General features: G+C 52.8%; 19 protein-coding genes. 7 read left to right on the top strand and 12 right to left on the bottom strand.

The features are described from left to right. Window positions 1-172 precede the first annotated feature (172 nt). A complete protein-coding gene (pmbA, locus tag IG609_RS01390) occupies window positions 173-1,513 on the top strand; it encodes a metalloprotease PmbA (RefSeq protein ID WP_193397198.1) in 1,341 nt (446 codons plus the stop codon). A 101-nt stretch (window positions 1,514-1,614) separates the two neighbouring features. Here the strand turns inward: pmbA and rnk are convergent, their stop codons facing one another. The 12 genes from rnk to IG609_RS01450 all read right to left on the bottom strand — a co-directional run bounded on the left by rnk (window position 1,615) and on the right by IG609_RS01450 (window position 10,540). Beyond that, on the bottom strand, window positions 1,615-2,025 hold the full coding sequence (gene rnk, locus IG609_RS01395) for a nucleoside diphosphate kinase regulator (RefSeq protein ID WP_014913850.1): 411 nt from the start codon (window positions 2,023-2,025) through the stop codon (window positions 1,615-1,617). Window positions 2,026-2,319: 294 nt separating this feature from the next. Further along, window positions 2,320-2,592, bottom strand: coding sequence for a PTS phosphocarrier protein NPr (npr, locus tag IG609_RS01400; protein ID WP_102117079.1), 273 nt, complete (start codon window positions 2,590-2,592; stop codon window positions 2,320-2,322). Window positions 2,593-2,623: 31 nt separating this feature from the next. After that, on the bottom strand, window positions 2,624-3,481 hold the full coding sequence (rapZ, locus tag IG609_RS01405; RefSeq protein ID WP_010296630.1) for an RNase adapter RapZ: 858 nt from the start codon (window positions 3,479-3,481) through the stop codon (window positions 2,624-2,626). Window positions 3,482-3,644: 163 nt separating this feature from the next. Then, window positions 3,645-4,118 carry a PTS IIA-like nitrogen regulatory protein PtsN gene (gene ptsN, locus IG609_RS01410; RefSeq protein ID WP_039279069.1) on the bottom strand — a complete coding sequence of 158 codons (474 nt, stop codon included), beginning with the start codon at window positions 4,116-4,118 and terminating at the stop codon, window positions 3,645-3,647. A 95-nt stretch (window positions 4,119-4,213) separates the two neighbouring features. Continuing rightward, window positions 4,214-4,501 carry a ribosome hibernation promoting factor gene (hpf, locus tag IG609_RS01415; protein WP_005975449.1) on the bottom strand — a complete coding sequence of 96 codons (288 nt, stop codon included), beginning with the start codon at window positions 4,499-4,501 and terminating at the stop codon, window positions 4,214-4,216. Window positions 4,502-4,524: 23 nt separating this feature from the next. Then, the gene (gene rpoN / locus IG609_RS01420; RefSeq protein ID WP_193397197.1) at window positions 4,525-5,958 is read right to left on the bottom strand and encodes an RNA polymerase factor sigma-54; all 1,434 of its coding nucleotides are present in this window, start codon (window positions 5,956-5,958) and stop codon (window positions 4,525-4,527) included. A 49-nt stretch (window positions 5,959-6,007) separates the two neighbouring features. Continuing rightward, entirely contained in the window at window positions 6,008-6,733 is a 726-nt protein-coding gene (gene lptB / locus IG609_RS01425; protein WP_102117081.1) for an LPS export ABC transporter ATP-binding protein, read from the bottom strand. Window positions 6,734-6,736: 3 nt separating this feature from the next. Next, the gene (gene lptA, locus IG609_RS01430) at window positions 6,737-7,309 is read right to left on the bottom strand and encodes a lipopolysaccharide ABC transporter substrate-binding protein LptA (RefSeq protein ID WP_193397196.1); all 573 of its coding nucleotides are present in this window, start codon (window positions 7,307-7,309) and stop codon (window positions 6,737-6,739) included. After that, window positions 7,290-7,856, bottom strand: a complete 567-nt coding sequence (lptC, locus tag IG609_RS01435) for an LPS export ABC transporter periplasmic protein LptC (protein WP_193397195.1) — start codon at window positions 7,854-7,856, stop codon at window positions 7,290-7,292. Before lptC ends, lptA begins: the two co-directional genes overlap by 20 nt. After that, window positions 7,853-8,419, bottom strand: coding sequence for a 3-deoxy-manno-octulosonate-8-phosphatase KdsC (kdsC, locus tag IG609_RS01440; protein ID WP_193397194.1), 567 nt, complete (start codon window positions 8,417-8,419; stop codon window positions 7,853-7,855). The genes lptC and kdsC overlap by 4 nt, the downstream gene beginning before the upstream one ends. Window positions 8,420-8,438: 19 nt before the next feature. After that, entirely contained in the window at window positions 8,439-9,509 is a 1,071-nt protein-coding gene (kdsD, locus tag IG609_RS01445; protein ID WP_193397193.1) for an arabinose-5-phosphate isomerase KdsD, read from the bottom strand. A gap of 74 nt (window positions 9,510-9,583) precedes the next feature. Further along, the gene (locus IG609_RS01450) at window positions 9,584-10,540 is read right to left on the bottom strand and encodes a calcium/sodium antiporter (RefSeq protein ID WP_193397192.1); all 957 of its coding nucleotides are present in this window, start codon (window positions 10,538-10,540) and stop codon (window positions 9,584-9,586) included. Window positions 10,541-10,955: 415 nt separating this feature from the next. Between IG609_RS01450 and mlaF the strand changes: the two genes are divergently transcribed. From mlaF to ibaG, 6 genes are all read left to right on the top strand, one after another. Then, window positions 10,956-11,768: a phospholipid ABC transporter ATP-binding protein MlaF gene (gene mlaF / locus IG609_RS01455; protein WP_193397191.1), complete on the top strand. Its 813-nt coding sequence runs from the start codon at window positions 10,956-10,958 to the stop codon at window positions 11,766-11,768. 7 nt (window positions 11,769-11,775) lie between these two features. Next, window positions 11,776-12,558: a lipid asymmetry maintenance ABC transporter permease subunit MlaE gene (mlaE, locus tag IG609_RS01460; protein WP_193397190.1), complete on the top strand. Its 783-nt coding sequence runs from the start codon at window positions 11,776-11,778 to the stop codon at window positions 12,556-12,558. A gap of 4 nt (window positions 12,559-12,562) precedes the next feature. Beyond that, complete coding sequence (gene mlaD / locus IG609_RS01465; RefSeq protein ID WP_193397189.1) at window positions 12,563-13,129, top strand: outer membrane lipid asymmetry maintenance protein MlaD; 567 nt, start codon at window positions 12,563-12,565, stop codon at window positions 13,127-13,129. A 12-nt stretch (window positions 13,130-13,141) separates the two neighbouring features. Further along, entirely contained in the window at window positions 13,142-13,771 is a 630-nt protein-coding gene (mlaC, locus tag IG609_RS01470; RefSeq protein ID WP_193397188.1) for a phospholipid-binding protein MlaC, read from the top strand. A gap of 13 nt (window positions 13,772-13,784) precedes the next feature. After that, window positions 13,785-14,075 (top strand): lipid asymmetry maintenance protein MlaB, encoded by a 291-nt coding sequence (gene mlaB / locus IG609_RS01475; RefSeq protein ID WP_193397187.1) that lies wholly within the window; start codon window positions 13,785-13,787, stop codon window positions 14,073-14,075. Between the two features lie 134 nt (window positions 14,076-14,209). Continuing rightward, entirely contained in the window at window positions 14,210-14,464 is a 255-nt protein-coding gene (gene ibaG, locus IG609_RS01480; RefSeq protein ID WP_010280170.1) for a BolA family iron metabolism protein IbaG, read from the top strand. Window positions 14,465-14,532: the final 68 nt, after the last annotated feature.

The raw sequence follows: 14,532 nt of genomic DNA on the forward strand, positions 1-14,532 counted from the left end.
CATGTGCGTTGGCTGCGTTCACTCACCCGAATCACTTACTTGAGTAAGCTCATCGGGATTCCTTCGCTTGCCGCCTTCCTGAAACTTGAATTATTTAGAGCATATTTCTCTCTACTCATATTTTTCGAGTGGGGATGATGGTGAGCTTTCTTCCACTCATTATGGCAGAACAATGACGATAACTACTCAGGTTGCAGAGCAGCGTAAAGCGCTGGAGCTCGCGGTTGCTCAGGCGCTGGAACTGGCGCGTGCCGGTTCTGATGCAGCAGAAGTCGCGGTGTCAAAAACGACGGGCATTAGCGTCAGTACCCGTTATGGCGAGGTTGAAAATGTTGAATTCAACAGCGATGGCGCGTTGGGCATTACGGTTTATCACCAACAGCGTAAAGGCAGCGCATCGTCTACCGATCTCAGCCCGGATGCGATAGCCCGTACCGTACAGGCCGCGCTAGATATTGCGCGTTATACCTCTGTCGATCCTTTTGCTGGCCCGGCAGATCGAGATCTTCTGGCGTTCGACGCGCCGGATCTGGATCTGTTCCATCCAACTGAGCTGGATGCGGATCGCGGCATTGAATTAGCCGCTCGCGCAGAGCAGGCCGCATTACAGGCGGATAAGCGCATTACTAACACCGAAGGCGGCAGTTTTAACAGCCACTACGGCGTGAAGGTGTTCGGCAATAGCCACGGCCTGCTGAAAAGCTACTGCTCTAGCCGTCATTCCATGTCCAGCTGTGTGATTGCCGAAGTGAATGGCGATATGGAGCGGGATTATGCCTATACCGTTGGCCGTGCGCTGGATGACTTGCGCAGCCCGGAATGGGTGGGCGAAGAATGCGCGCGCCGCACGCTATCCCGCCTGTCACCGCGTAAGCTGCCTACCATGCAGGCACCGGTGATGTTCTCTGCCGAAGTAGCGACAGGCCTGTTTGGCCATTTGGTTGGCGCGATCAGCGGCGGTAGCGTTTACCGTAAATCGACCTTCCTGCTGGACAAACTGGGTCAACAGATTCTGCCAGAGTGGCTGACGATTGAGGAACAGCCGCATCTGCTGAGAGGGCTGGCCTCTACGCCGTTCGATAGCGAAGGCGTGCGGACGCAGGCGCGTGACATTGTGAAGGCGGGCGTGTTGCAGACCTGGCTCATGACAAGCTACTCCGCGCGTAAGCTGGGAATGCAGAGCACCGGCCATGCGGGTGGCATTCATAACTGGCGGATTGCCGGACAGGGGCTGGATTTTAACGGGATGTTGAAACAGATGGGCAAAGGCCTGCTGGTGACCGAACTGATGGGGCAGGGTGTGAGCGGTGTGACGGGGGATTATTCCCGTGGCGCATCCGGCTTCTGGGTCGAAAACGGCGAAATTCAGTATCCGGTCAGCGAGATTACTATCGCGGGTAACCTGAAAGACATGCTGCGCAATATTGTGACGGTGGGGAATGATATCGAAACCCGAAGCAATATCCAGTGTGGTTCCGTTCTGCTGCCAGATATGAAGATCGCAGGGGAATAAACCTGCTCTGTGTGAGTCACCGTCGCCGTCGGCAGTGTCCGACGGCTGTTACTCTATACCGATATTGGCATGTATTTATAGCAGAGTAGCACCTTGCTAATTTAGCGGTGGTACTCGCCTGCGGCTTCTGGCTGATAGAGTAGTTCTAGTACTTCAATTCGCGTTTCTTCACCGTTTGGCAACTGCCAGGTGATCGAATTTCCCACATGCATTCCCAATAGTGCTGCGCCCAGCGGAGCCATCACCGACAGCGGTTCTTGACTGTCCTTCACCGCGGCCGGATAAACCAGCGTGCGGATGTGCTCTTCGTTGGTATTCAGATCGCGGAAACGCACCCGACTATTCATGGTGACGACATGTGAGGGAATTGATGCCGAAGGCAGAATGTCCGCCCGATCCAGCTCCTCATTCAACGCCTGTGCGATATCGCTGTCCGCAAAGGCGGGCTGCTCCAATAACATATCCAGACGTTCTGCATCCAATTCACTGATTGTCAGGTTAGGTTTCGTCATACTCCTCTCCAGTTGGTATTTTCAGATGATATAAAAATAACCCCCCGCACCCAAAGGAGCAGGGGGTATAAGAAAATATTATGATTTATAGAGGTAGATAGTAGGAGGTTCGGAAGGGAAAGTGAAGCGCTCCTTGTCACGAAGGCTGGCAGATACCCGTCATACTTCAAGCTGCTTGTGCGTTGGCTTCCCTTACTCACCCCAGTCACTTACTTGTGTAAGCTCCTGAGGATTCGCGCGATTGCCGCCTTCACGCAACTCGAATTATTTAGGGTATAGCCTGCTAAGGAAATGCTAGTCCTCGTCGAACCCGGCTTCGAACAGCCCAATGACGGCGGCAAGCGCCTGTTCTTCATCTGGGCCTGTCGCTTCTACTTCGATGAGTCGCCCTTTGGCCGAGTCCAGCATTAGCATGGCAATCACGCTGCTGGCTTCGGCTTCGGTGCCGCTGTCATTACGCAGTATCACTTCGGCACCAAAGCTCTGCACCAGCTCGAACAGCTTCATGGCTGGGCGAGCGTGCATGCCTAGCTTGTTTTTGATTTCAACCGTTTGCCGGACTGTCATAGGTTACCTAGTTGTACTGGTTTGCCGAATATTATGAAGGTTTACGTTTTTCCAGCGTACGGTGTCGCGACTGCACGTTCTTACCGCGTGAGCGGAAGTAATCTGCCAACTGTTCGGCGACATAGACGGAACGGTGTTTACCGCCCGTACAGCCAATGGCGACAGTCAAATAGCTGCGGTTATTGGTTTCCAGCATCGGCAGCCACAGTTCCAGATAGCTGCGAGTCTGGTAGATGAAGTTGTGAACTTCGGTGTGCCTGTCGAGGAAGGACGCAACGGGCTTATCCAGACCGGTCATCGGGCGCAGTTTCGGATCCCAATGCGGGTTCGGCAGGAAGCGCACGTCAAAGACGTAATCCGCATCGATAGGGATACCGTGCTTGAAGCCGAACGATTCGAAGACCATCGTGAGCTCGCGTTCTCGCTTGCCGAGCAGCCGGGTACGCAGCATTTCGGCCAGTTCATGTACCGACATCTCTGAGGTATCGATAATCAGATCGGCACGTGAACGCAACGGCTCCAGCAGGTCGCTTTCTTCATCAATCGCGCTTTCCAGTGATAGATTCTTGCTGGAGAGCGGGTGAAGGCGACGGGTGTCGCTGTAGCGACGAATCAGCGTATTGCGATCGGCATCCAGAAACAGCAATTGAGGCGAGAAGCTGGGTGGCAGTTGCTCCATGGCATGCTCGAAGATCTCGGGTGATTCCGGCATATTGCGCACATCAATGCTGACTGCAGCGGAAATATTACGTGCCGCAAGCGTATTAGCCAGTTCTGGCAGTAGAACCACTGGTAGGTTATCTACGCAGTAGAACCCCATATCTTCCAGTGCGCGCAGGGCGACAGATTTCCCTGAACCTGAGCGACCACTGACAATCATCAGCACCATCTGACGACTCCCCTCTGGCAACGTGATAGCGAATTTTCATTGCCACTGTTTTTATAAAAAAGTGATGTATAGCTAAAAAAATGACGGCTTAGCGCAGGGATTGCAAGCATTCTCTGAATCCATGGCGAATCGCCCGTCATCGTGAACATGACAACCATCCGGCTTAACCAGCTTCCGTCATAATCTGGTACAGCTCTTCATCGCTTTGCGCCGCACGCAGGCGCCGACAAACCGTTTTATCCGCCAGCCGCTTGGCAACAAGCGACAGGGTATGCAAATGGGTTTTACATTGTTCCGCTGGAACCAGCAAGGCAAAAAGCAGATCAACGGCCTGATTATCAATAGCATCGAAAGCGATCGGTTGCTCTAACTGGATGAAAACACCGATGGCGCCCAGCGCATTATCGTCTTCCAACTTACCGTGAGGAATGGCAATGCCGCCGCCGATTCCCGTGCTGCCCATCCGCTCCCGGGTCAGGATGGCATCAAAGATAATCTGCGAAGGAATGTTAAGCTGCCTGGCGGCCAGCTCACTGATAATTTCCAATGCCCGTTTTTTACTCTGGCAGTGGACCGTGCTTCGGGTGCACTCAGGACGTAATACGGTGCTGAGCTGCAATACGGGATCGTGGTTCATTTTATTTTCACTTAACGACTCTTTCACTTCTGGTGATCCCGACCCATCAAATGGATGGGCCGAGTTTGTCCTTTGCCAAACGGCAAAGGAGAAAATTAGTGTTGCTTGAGTTTATCTTTATGCTTATTGAGCTGTCTCGCCAGCTTATCAATCAATAAATCTATCGCGGCGTACATATCTGCCGCCTCTGAGGTCGCATGCAGTTCGCCGCCATTAACGTGGAGCGTGGCCTCGGCAATTTGCTGAACTTTTTCCACTCTCAATACCACATTGACCTGATTAATCCGGTCAAAATACTGCTCTAATTTGGCAAACTTGCCATTGACAAAATCACGCAGTGGTTCAGTGATCTCGATGTGGTGGCCGGTAATGTTGAGCTGCATAGTGTCTTCCTTCTCTGTTGAGATCAAACCAGTTGTTTACGCTGATTCGATGGTGGGATAGATAAAGACTCTCGGTATTTTGCCACGGTTCGACGCGCCACGATGATGCCCTGATCGGAGAGCAGCGCCGTCAGCTTGCTATCGCTCAGTGGCTTCACGGGGTTTTCCGCTGCAATAAGCTTCTTCACCAACGCGCGGATTGCCGTTGACGAGGCTTCTCCGCCGCTATCGGTATTAACGTGGCTGGAGAAGAAATATTTTAGCTCAAAAATGCCGCGCGGGCTGTGCAGGAACTTCTGTGTCGTCACGCGTGAGATGGTCGATTCATGCATATCCACCGCTTGCGCGATGTCTGCTAGTACCATGGGCTTCATGAATTCTTCACCCTGATCGAAGAAATCCTGCTGCTGTTCGACGATGCAGCGGGTGACCTTCAGCAGCGTGTCATTGCGGCTTTCCAGGCTTTTAATGAGCCAGCGCGCTTCTTGCAGATTGCTGCGGATAAACTGCCCGTCGCTGTCGTTGCGCGCGCTGTTACCCAGCGCAGCGTATTGCTGGTTAATTTGCAACCGAGGAACGCTGTCGGTGTTCAGTTCGACGGTCCAGATCCCCTGAACTTTACGTACCAGCACGTCAGGAATCACGTATTCGGATTCACCGGTGTTGATCGATTGTCCCGGACGGGGATCGAGCGATTGGATCAGCGCCAGCGCTTCTTTCAGCACCTCTTCTTTCAGACGAGTAACGCGGATCAGGCTGCGGAAATCATGGTTGGCTAACAGATCGAGATGATCGCTGACGATCAGGCGCGCTTCGGTCAGGCGTGGCGTGTCGTCGGCGAATTGGGAAAGCTGCACCAGCAGACAATCACGTAGATCGCGAGCGGCGACGCCAACGGGATCGAAGCGCTGCACGCGTTTGAGTACGGCTTCAACCTCTTCCAGCGTCACGTCATCGTCACCGATGCTCTCAAGAATGTCCTGCAGCGGTACGGTCAGGTAACCGGTGTTGTCCACCGCATCGACGATAGAGGTCGCGATAGCCGCATCGGTGTCGGAAAACGGCGTCAGCTCAACTTGCCACATCAGGTAATCCTGAAGCGTTTGCGTGGTTTCACCTTGATAAATCGGCAGTTCTTCATCGCGATAGTCGGTGCCAGTGCCCGATGGTGTGCCTGCGGAGTAAATTTCATCCCAGGTGGCATCGAGCGGCAATTCTTCTGGCATGTCCCTTTGTTCAAGGGCTTCACCGGTATCCAGTGAATCGCTGTCTGCCTTTTCAAATGACTCGATTTCGTCGTGCTGATCCGTTTGTTCGAGCAACGGATTACTTTCTAACGCCAGTTGAATCTCCTGTTGCAATTCAAGCGTGGACAGTTGCAACAGGCGGATCGCCTGTTGGAGCTGTGGAGTCATGGCCAGTTGCTGGCTAAGCCTGAGTTGCAAACCTTGCTTCATAAATCGCGCTAACGTCCCATAAGTACTGCAAAGAGAAGATATTACCCTATCAGAGTCGGAAGCCTTCGCCCAGATAGACGCGTTTCACCTGTTCATCGGCCAGAATATCGGTCGGTGAACCGTGGGCGATCAGGTTACCCTGACTCACGATGTAGGCTCGTTCACAAACATCAAGCGTTTCGCGGACGTTATGATCGGTAATCAACACGCCAAGCCCGCTGTCACGCAGATGCTCAATGATTTTTTTAATATCCAGTACGGAGATCGGGTCTACGCCCGCAAACGGTTCATCCAGCAGGATGAACTTCGGATTCGCTGCCAGCGCACGCGCAATCTCTACGCGGCGTCTTTCTCCACCGGACAGCGATTGTCCCAGACTATCGCGCAAATGAATAATATGGAATTCTTCCATTAGCTCATTGGCACGATCTTCCTGCTGTTCGGTCGTCAGATCTTTACGGATCTGTAATACCGCCATCAGGTTGTCATAGACGCTTAAGCGCCGAAAAATAGAGGCTTCCTGCGGCAGATAGCCGATGCCGCGCAGGGCGCGTTCGTGCAGGGGAAGCAGGCTGATGTCATTGTCGTCAATGACGATGCGGCCTTCATCACGCGGAACGATGCCTACGACCATGTAGAACGTTGTCGTTTTGCCGGCACCATTCGGCCCTAGCAGGCCGACGATTTCACCAGAATTAACAGTGAGGCTGACGTTTTCCACGACTTTACGGCCTTTGTACGCCTTGGCTAGATTTTCTGCGGTTAGTGTTGCCATAACTTATTCAGTGACCCGTGGTTGCGATTGCTGAGAACGAGAAGGCTGGCTCTTGTTCTCTTTCTCCTGAAGCTGAGAAGGGACCAACACCGTCGTCACGCGTTTTCCTTTGTCGCTGGTCGCTTCCATCTGCTGCTGTTTTACCAGATAAGTGATGCGATCGCCTTTGACATTGCTGTCCTGCTGTTCCAGATAGGCATTGCCTGTCAGCACCAGAAAGTCGGTGGCCAGCTCGTAGCGGATTTTCTGCGCGCGCCCTTTTACCGGTTTGCCGTTGTCCTGCATCTGGTAGAACGTCACAGGGTTGCCGTAACCTTCGACCACTTCACTGCCTTGCGTGCCCTGTGGACGCGTCACGACGACCTTGTCGGCTTTTACTTCAATCGTGCCTTGCTTCACGACAACATTACCGGTGAACGTCACCGTGTTGCCCTGCATGTCCAGAGATTGCTGTGCTGAATCAATGTGAATAGGTTGATTGCTATCGCCGGTCACGGCAAAGGCGGAAACGCTGACGGCGAACAGCGAGCTGGCGATCAGGGTGTTACGCATCAGATTATTGGTTTTGGATTTCATAAGAGGTTTTTACCTTTTCGATCAACTCGGCCGTTTTGTTACGCAGATTTCCGCGCATTTTCATTCCGCTTGAGGTAAAGCTAGCACCGTACAGGGTCACTTCATCATCGGAAGCGATGTCCTGCGTGACCAGATTCACCTGGGCATTATTCGTTGTGATGCGCTGAAGCTGTGCGTCTTTCGCCAGGCTATTCACCTCGACGTTGCCGTACAGATAGAGCATCTTGTCTTTTGTCAGCTTGGCGCGATCGGCGCGGACTGACCAAGTTGCCGTGCCTTGCTCATTGAACAGCGTAGCAATAGGCGTGATAAACCAGCTCAACTGCTCGTCGTTGAAATACTCTGCTTTTTCCGAAACCAGTCTGTAGCTCAGCTTACCCGCAGGGCTGTATACCTGCGTGTTGGTCTTTTCGCTGGTATAAACCGGCACGGCGGGGTCGTTTGCATCCGGTGCTGCTACCGTGTCGCCATCTGCAATATTCCAGCCGATGAGGATAAGCACCAACAGGGCCAGAAAAGCGGTGAGCCAACGCTTGGTTTTGCTCATATTGACAGCCCTCTGGCATGCTCCAGTTTGTCCTGCGAAAACAGAATCAAATCACACAGCTCACGCACTGCGCCACGACCTCCCGCAATGCGGGTGACATAATCTGCGCGTGGTAACAGCAGCGGATGGGCGTCTGCCACGGCAACACTCAGCCCGACCTGCGCCATCACTGGCCAGTCGATCATATCGTCGCCGATATATGCCACCTGATTTGCTGTTATTGACAGTTTATCCAAGAGATCGTTGAAGGCCAAAACCTTATCCGATTGCCCTTGATAAAGATGGTTAATACCCAGTGTCTTACACCGATCTTCCAGCAGTTTTGCTGAACGACCGGTAATGATGGCAACCTCAATATCGGACGTCAGCAAACAGCGAATACCATAACCGTCGCGGACGTTAAAGGCTTTCAGCTCTTCGCCGTGATTGCCCATATAAATCAGACCATCGGACATCACGCCGTCAACGTCGCAAATTAACAGGCGAACCTCACGGGCTTTATCCAGTACCTGTTGATCGACAGGCCCATAGCAGGTATCGGTTTGCGCCCTGACTTCACTCATTCACTATTATCCTTTCTTTTTAAACCACGCCAGCCCGCAGCATATCGTGCATATGGACGATCCCGACCAGACGATCGTTTTCTGCCACCAGCACTGAGGTGATGTGGCGCGACTGCATCAGGTTAAGCGCATCCACCGCCAGCGTTTGCGGTGCGACACGGATGCCGCCCGCGGTCATCACATCAGCAATGCGCGCGCTGTTCAAGTCAATATTCATGTCGAAGATGCGGCGCAGGTCACCATCGGTAAAGATGCCCAGAATTTTCATATCCGCTTCGCAGATTACCGTCATACCCAGATTTTTGCGCGTAATTTCCACCAGGGCATCACGTAATGAGGCATCGTGTGGGACATGGGGAATCTCGTCGCCCGAATGCATGATATCGCTGACGCGCAGTAAAAGTTTGCGGCCGAGTGCGCCACCGGGGTGAGAAAGGGCGAAATCTTCTGCGGTAAAGCCGCGCGCCTGTAACAAGGCTACTGCCAGCGCATCTCCCATGACCAGCGTCGCAGTCGTGCTGGTGGTGGGGGCCAGACCGAGCGGGCAGGCTTCCTGCGGGACGTGAACGCACAGGTGAATATCCGCCGCTTTACCCATCGTACTTTCCGGTGCGCTGGTCATGCAAATCAGGAACACGTTTTGGCGTTTCAGAACGGGAATCAACGACAGAATTTCATGGGACTCGCCCGAGTTGGAAATCGCGATCACGATATCGTGCGGCGTCACCATGCCGAGATCACCGTGGCTGGCTTCGCCCGGATGAACAAAAAAGGCAGGTGTACCGGTGCTGGCGAAGGTCGCAGCAATCTTGCAGCCGATGTGGCCGGATTTGCCCATTCCCATCACGACCACTTTGCCCTGGCAATCGAATATCTTTTTGCAGGCGAGGGTAAAATTGTCATCAATGTACTGGTCTAATTGCGCAAGCCCATCGCGTTCGATACTCAGTACCTGCTTGCCCGCCTGCTGGAAGTCGAAATCTGCTAGTTCATGAGCCTTTTGTCGCGTGTGATCGGCTTGTGGCGCATGATCGGATAGTGCACGGTCAGACTGCTGTTTTAGATGAGCATCTTGTTCAAACTGTGACATACCAATAGTCCTGATTATGATGGAAAACAAAACTTCTTATGAAAAGCAAAACTTCTTATGAAAAGCAAAACTTCTTATGAAAAGCAAAATAGGGCCGCCAGATAGGCGATAAACGCACCGCATAATAATGCGCCTGCGCCCTGTCCTATACGGCGTTTTTTGCTGAGGCACAGTGCGGTTAACAGTACGCTTGCCGCCAGCATGACCCAATAGTCGCGCTGAAAAGCCTGAGGATTCAGTGCGCCCGGCGAGAGCAAAGCAGGTACGCCCAGAACAATCGCGATATTAAAAATGTTCGAGCCAATCAGGTTGCCCAGCGCAATATCATCTTCTTTCTTCAACGTCCCGACGATGGCGGTAGCAAGCTCAGGTAGGCTAGTGCCAATCGCCAATATGGTCAGCCCGATAGTCAACTCGCTGACATCGAAGTAGCGTGCAATGACGGTAGCGTTATCCACCACCATACGGGCGGCCATGGGTAAAATAATCATGCCGAGAATCAACCACAGCACGGCGACCATCTGGCTGCTGTCATCCTGCGGGAGTTCTGCTAGCTGTTCACGTGTCAGGATATCGCCGCCTTCCCGCTGCGCCATGCGGAGTATCAACACCAGACACAGCATGGCGGCTACGAGCAGCATTGTGCCGTCGGTGCGGCTCAGGTAGCTATCATGCAGTAACACGCCACACAATAAAGTGACGAATAACATGAGCGGCAATTCCCCGCGCAGGATGGTTGAATGTACCGTTAGCGGGCGAATGAGCGCCGCGCTGCCGAGAATGAGTAAAATATTGGTGATATTGGAACCCAGAACATTACCGACGGCCATGTCGCTCTGATCGTTCAAAGCCGCAGTAACCGAAACGATGAGCTCGGGTAGCGAGGTGCCAAAGCCGACAATGGTGATGCCAATGACGAAAGGCGGTAAGCCAAGAGAACGCGCGAGCACGGCAGCGCCATAGACAAGACGATCTGCACCGTAAACCAGTAATAGCAAACCAACGAACAAGAGTAGTGTTGCAAAAAGCATGCAGCGTCCTTTAATAGGATATATACCCGTCATACTTCAAGCTGCATGAGCGTTGGCTATACTCGCTCACCTCAGTCACTTACTGGTGTAAGCTCCTGAGGATTCACTGCGCCGCAGCCTTCCTGCAACTCGAATTATTTAGTGTATAATCACCGGCCTGTTGTCGAATAAGTCAGTATTTCTGGACGATTTTCGCACAAAAAGCATTTTCTGTGATGAGTGCTAATTCTGACGGTGCTTGGCGGAAAAGTAAAACCTGTCGCGATAAGTAAAACCCAGTAACGGTTTGTGCCGCCATTTTGGACAAGAACTTACGGTAAGTTTTTGTAAAACTCGCACCTTGATGAATGCCAGCCGTTAGGCTGGAGTGAAAAGACCTCTTTGTGAGCGTACTGATGGGTAAGGAATGGAAATAATGAACCATGAGGCAACTAATCTGGTCGAGATCCGTGGTCTTAGCTTTCGGCGCGGAGAGCGAGAGATTTTTACGGACATCACGCTGAATGTTCCTAAAGGCAAGGTCACCGCGATCATGGGGCCTTCCGGTATCGGCAAAACCACATTGTTGCGCCTGATTGGCGGACAGCTACCGCCAGACAGCGGCGAAATCTGGTTTGATGGCGAGAATATCCCGACGTTGTCGCGCGGTGAGTTGTACAACGCGCGCAAGAAAATGAGCATGTTGTTTCAGTCCGGTGCGTTATTCACCGATTTGAACGTGTTTGATAATGTCGCCTGGCCGCTACGTGAACATACCAAACTGCCGGAAGAACTGTTGCGTAGCATCGTCATGATGAAGTTGGAGGCGGTGGGGCTACGCGGCGCGGCGAAACTGATGCCAGCGGAGCTTTCCGGCGGCATGGCGCGGCGCGCGGCGTTGGCGAGATCCATCGCGCTCGACCCGCAACTGATTATGTTTGATGAGCCTTTTGTCGGGCAAGACCCGATTACGCTCGGGACACTGGTGAAGCTCATCGACGAGTTGAATCATGCATTGGGCGTGACCTGCATTGTGGTTTCTCACGATGTGCCGGAGGTGATGAGCATTGCCGATTACGCGTACATCGTGGCCGATAAGCGGGTGGTGGCTGAAGGAACGGCGGATGAACTGAGGGCGAACAAGGACCCGCAGGTTCGTCAGTTCCTGGATGGTATCGCCGACGGGCCAGTGCCTTTCCGTTTTCCGGCGGGCGACTATAAAACGTCGCTGCTAGGTTCAGGGGGTTAACGCAGTCATGTTATTACGGACGTTGGCGTCGTTGGGGCGTCAGGGAATTTCCACCTGTGCCTCATTTGGACGCGCTGGGCTGATGCTATTTAATGCGCTGGTGGGTAAACCCGAATTCGGAAAACAGTGGCCGCTGTTGGTGAAACAGCTGTATAGCGTTGGCGTACAGTCGCTGCTGATCATCATGGTTTCCGGTCTGTTTATCGGCATGGTGCTGGGGTTACAAGGCTATCTCATCCTGACGACTTACAGCGCCGAGGCCAGCCTGGGCATGATGGTGGCGCTGTCGCTGCTGCGTGAACTTGGTCCGGTGGTGACGGCGCTACTGTTCGCCGGACGTGCAGGTTCCGCGCTGACGGCGGAAATTGGCCTGATGAAGGCGACAGAACAGCTCTCCAGCATGGAAATGATGGCGGTCGATCCGCTGCGCCGCGTTGTCGCGCCGCGCTTCTGGGCGGGGGTAATCAGCATGCCGCTGCTGGCGGTGATTTTTGTCGCGGTGGGCATTTGGGGCGGCGGGCTGGTTGGTGTGGACTGGAAAGGCATCGACAGTGGGTTCTTCTGGTCTGCCATGCAGGGCGCGGTTGACTGGCGTCAGGATGTCTTGAACTGCGTGATTAAAAGTATCGTATTTGCGATTACCGTGACCTGGATTGCACTGTTTAACGGCTATGACGCGATCCCGACGTCTGAAGGGATCAGCCGTGCAACGACCCGAACCGTCGTGCACTCGTCGTTAGCGGTACTGGGATTGGATTTTGTGCTGACAGCACTGATGTTTGGGAACTGAGTCGATGCAAACAAAGAAAACTGAAGTCTGGGTTGGTGTGTTTATGTTGATCGCGCTGGCTGCCATCCTCTTTTTATGCCTGAAAGTCGCCGATCTTAAATCGATTGGTAGCGAGCCGACGTACCGCTTGTATGCGACGTTTGACAACATTGGCGGGCTGAAAGCGCGTTCTCCGATCCGCATTGGCGGTGTAGTGGTTGGCCGCGTAGCGGATATTTCACTGGACGAGAAAACGTACCTGCCACGCGTGGCGATGGATATTCAGCAGCGCTACGATCATATTCCTGATACCAGCTCTCTGGCCATTCGTACCTCCGGCTTGCTGGGCGAACAGTATCTGGCGCTGAACATTGGGTTTGAAGATGAAGAAATGGGCACCGCGATCCTGAAAGACGGGGGTGTGATTCAGGACACCAAGTCAGCGATGGTGCTTGAAGATCTCATCGGTCAATTCCTATATAAGAGCGGCAGCAATAGCGAAGATAATGCCGATCAATCAGGTACGGAGCCGGGTGCCAATCCTGCGGCAACCCCTGAACACAACAACGAACCTGTTCCTTCACATCCATAAGAGGATATTTGCATGTTTAAACGTTTACTGATGGTGGCTTTACTGGTGGTCGCGCCATTAGCCAACGCGACGGATCAAACGAATCCCTATCGTTTAATGAATGAAGCGGCGGAAAAAACGTTTGATCGTTTAAAGAACGAACAGCCAAAGATCAAACAAAACCCTGATTATTTGCGCAATGTTGTACGTGAAGAACTGCTGCCGTATGTTCAGGTGAGATACGCTGGTGCGCTGGTGCTGGGTCGTTACTACAAAGATGCGACACCGGCACAGCGTGATGCCTATTTCAAAGCGTTTGAAGCCTATTTGGAGCAGGCTTACGGCCAAGCGCTAGCGATGTATAACGGGCAGACCTATGATATTGCCCCTGAGAAACCGCTGGGCGATGCCGATATCGTTTCTATTCGCGTCACCATCATTGATAACGGCGGCCGTCCTCCGGTACGTCTGGATTTCCAATGGCGTAAGAACAGTAAAACCGGTAACTGGCAGGCGTACGACATGATTGCCGAAGGTGTCAGTATGATCACCACCAAGCAGAACGAGTGGGCGGCAATATTGCGTCAGAATGGCGTGGATGGCCTGACTAAACAGCTGGAATCCTCGGCGAAGCAGACCATCACGTTGGATCAGAAAAAGTAATTTGGGTACGAACATGGCGAACGCATTGAACTGGCAGGCACAGGAATCAACGCTGGCGTTAACGGGCGATCTGGATCGTGAAACGCTGTTACCGTTCTGGCAGCAGCGTGAATCGTTGCTGGCGGGTAAAAAGACGCTGGATGTGTCTGGATTAAACCGTGTTGATTCTGCCGGGTTAGCATTGCTGATGCACGTTTATCAGCAGCCGTCTTCAGGCGGAGAGATAACGATTGTCGGTGCCAGCGATCGGCTAAAAACGCTCATTGCGCTCTATAACCTGAATGAAATCATTCCTGTGTCTTAAACGGTAACGCGGGTTACCGGATTCGCCCCTTTAGGCATCGTCTGAAGGGGCGTATTCTTTGTTTAAGATAGCGTCATATTCATCTAAGATACCTCCCTGTAAATCATCTCCCCCTGACATAGAAATCGAGAGCGATGGAAAATAACGAAATTAAAGACGTGCTGATGAACGCATTGGCACTGGAAGAAGCCCATGTTTCTGGTGATGGCAGCCATTTTCAGGTCATCGTGGTGGGCGGACTTTTTGCTGGAATGAGCCGAGTCAAAAAACAGCAGGCCGTTTATGCGCCGCTGATGGAGTACATCGCGGATAACCGTATTCATGCGTTGTCGATCAAGGCTTATACGCCGGAAGAGTGGCAACGCGACCGTAAACTGAACGGCTTCTAAGTATTGTTCCCCGTGCGAGTGGGAATAAACTGCCAGTATCAGTGTGACGACATATTGAATTAAGACAT

Origin of the sequence: Pectobacterium quasiaquaticum (assembly GCF_014946775.2) — a bacterium.
GTDB lineage: Bacteria > Pseudomonadota > Gammaproteobacteria > Enterobacterales > Enterobacteriaceae > Pectobacterium > Pectobacterium aquaticum.

Coding starts and splice junctions, on each gene's coding strand:
- pmbA (WP_193397198.1), top strand. CDS start 173: ATGACGATAACTACTCAGGTTGCAGAGCAGCGTAAAGCGCTGGAGCTC.
- rnk (WP_014913850.1), bottom strand. CDS start 2,025: ATGACGAAACCTAACCTGACAATCAGTGAATTGGATGCAGAACGTCTG.
- npr (WP_102117079.1), bottom strand. CDS start 2,592: ATGACAGTCCGGCAAACGGTTGAAATCAAAAACAAGCTAGGCATGCAC.
- rapZ (WP_010296630.1), bottom strand. CDS start 3,481: ATGGTGCTGATGATTGTCAGTGGTCGCTCAGGTTCAGGGAAATCTGTC.
- ptsN (WP_039279069.1), bottom strand. CDS start 4,118: ATGAACCACGATCCCGTATTGCAGCTCAGCACCGTATTACGTCCTGAG.
- hpf (WP_005975449.1), bottom strand. CDS start 4,501: ATGCAGCTCAACATTACCGGCCACCACATCGAGATCACTGAACCACTG.
- rpoN (WP_193397197.1), bottom strand. CDS start 5,958: ATGAAGCAAGGTTTGCAACTCAGGCTTAGCCAGCAACTGGCCATGACT.
- lptB (WP_102117081.1), bottom strand. CDS start 6,733: ATGGCAACACTAACCGCAGAAAATCTAGCCAAGGCGTACAAAGGCCGT.
- lptA (WP_193397196.1), bottom strand. CDS start 7,309: ATGAAATCCAAAACCAATAATCTGATGCGTAACACCCTGATCGCCAGC.
- lptC (WP_193397195.1), bottom strand. CDS start 7,856: ATGAGCAAAACCAAGCGTTGGCTCACCGCTTTTCTGGCCCTGTTGGTG.
- kdsC (WP_193397194.1), bottom strand. CDS start 8,419: ATGAGTGAAGTCAGGGCGCAAACCGATACCTGCTATGGGCCTGTCGAT.
- kdsD (WP_193397193.1), bottom strand. CDS start 9,509: ATGTCACAGTTTGAACAAGATGCTCATCTAAAACAGCAGTCTGACCGT.
- IG609_RS01450 (WP_193397192.1), bottom strand. CDS start 10,540: ATGCTTTTTGCAACACTACTCTTGTTCGTTGGTTTGCTATTACTGGTT.
- mlaF (WP_193397191.1), top strand. CDS start 10,956: ATGAACCATGAGGCAACTAATCTGGTCGAGATCCGTGGTCTTAGCTTT.
- mlaE (WP_193397190.1), top strand. CDS start 11,776: ATGTTATTACGGACGTTGGCGTCGTTGGGGCGTCAGGGAATTTCCACC.
- mlaD (WP_193397189.1), top strand. CDS start 12,563: ATGCAAACAAAGAAAACTGAAGTCTGGGTTGGTGTGTTTATGTTGATC.
- mlaC (WP_193397188.1), top strand. CDS start 13,142: ATGTTTAAACGTTTACTGATGGTGGCTTTACTGGTGGTCGCGCCATTA.
- mlaB (WP_193397187.1), top strand. CDS start 13,785: ATGGCGAACGCATTGAACTGGCAGGCACAGGAATCAACGCTGGCGTTA.
- ibaG (WP_010280170.1), top strand. CDS start 14,210: ATGGAAAATAACGAAATTAAAGACGTGCTGATGAACGCATTGGCACTG.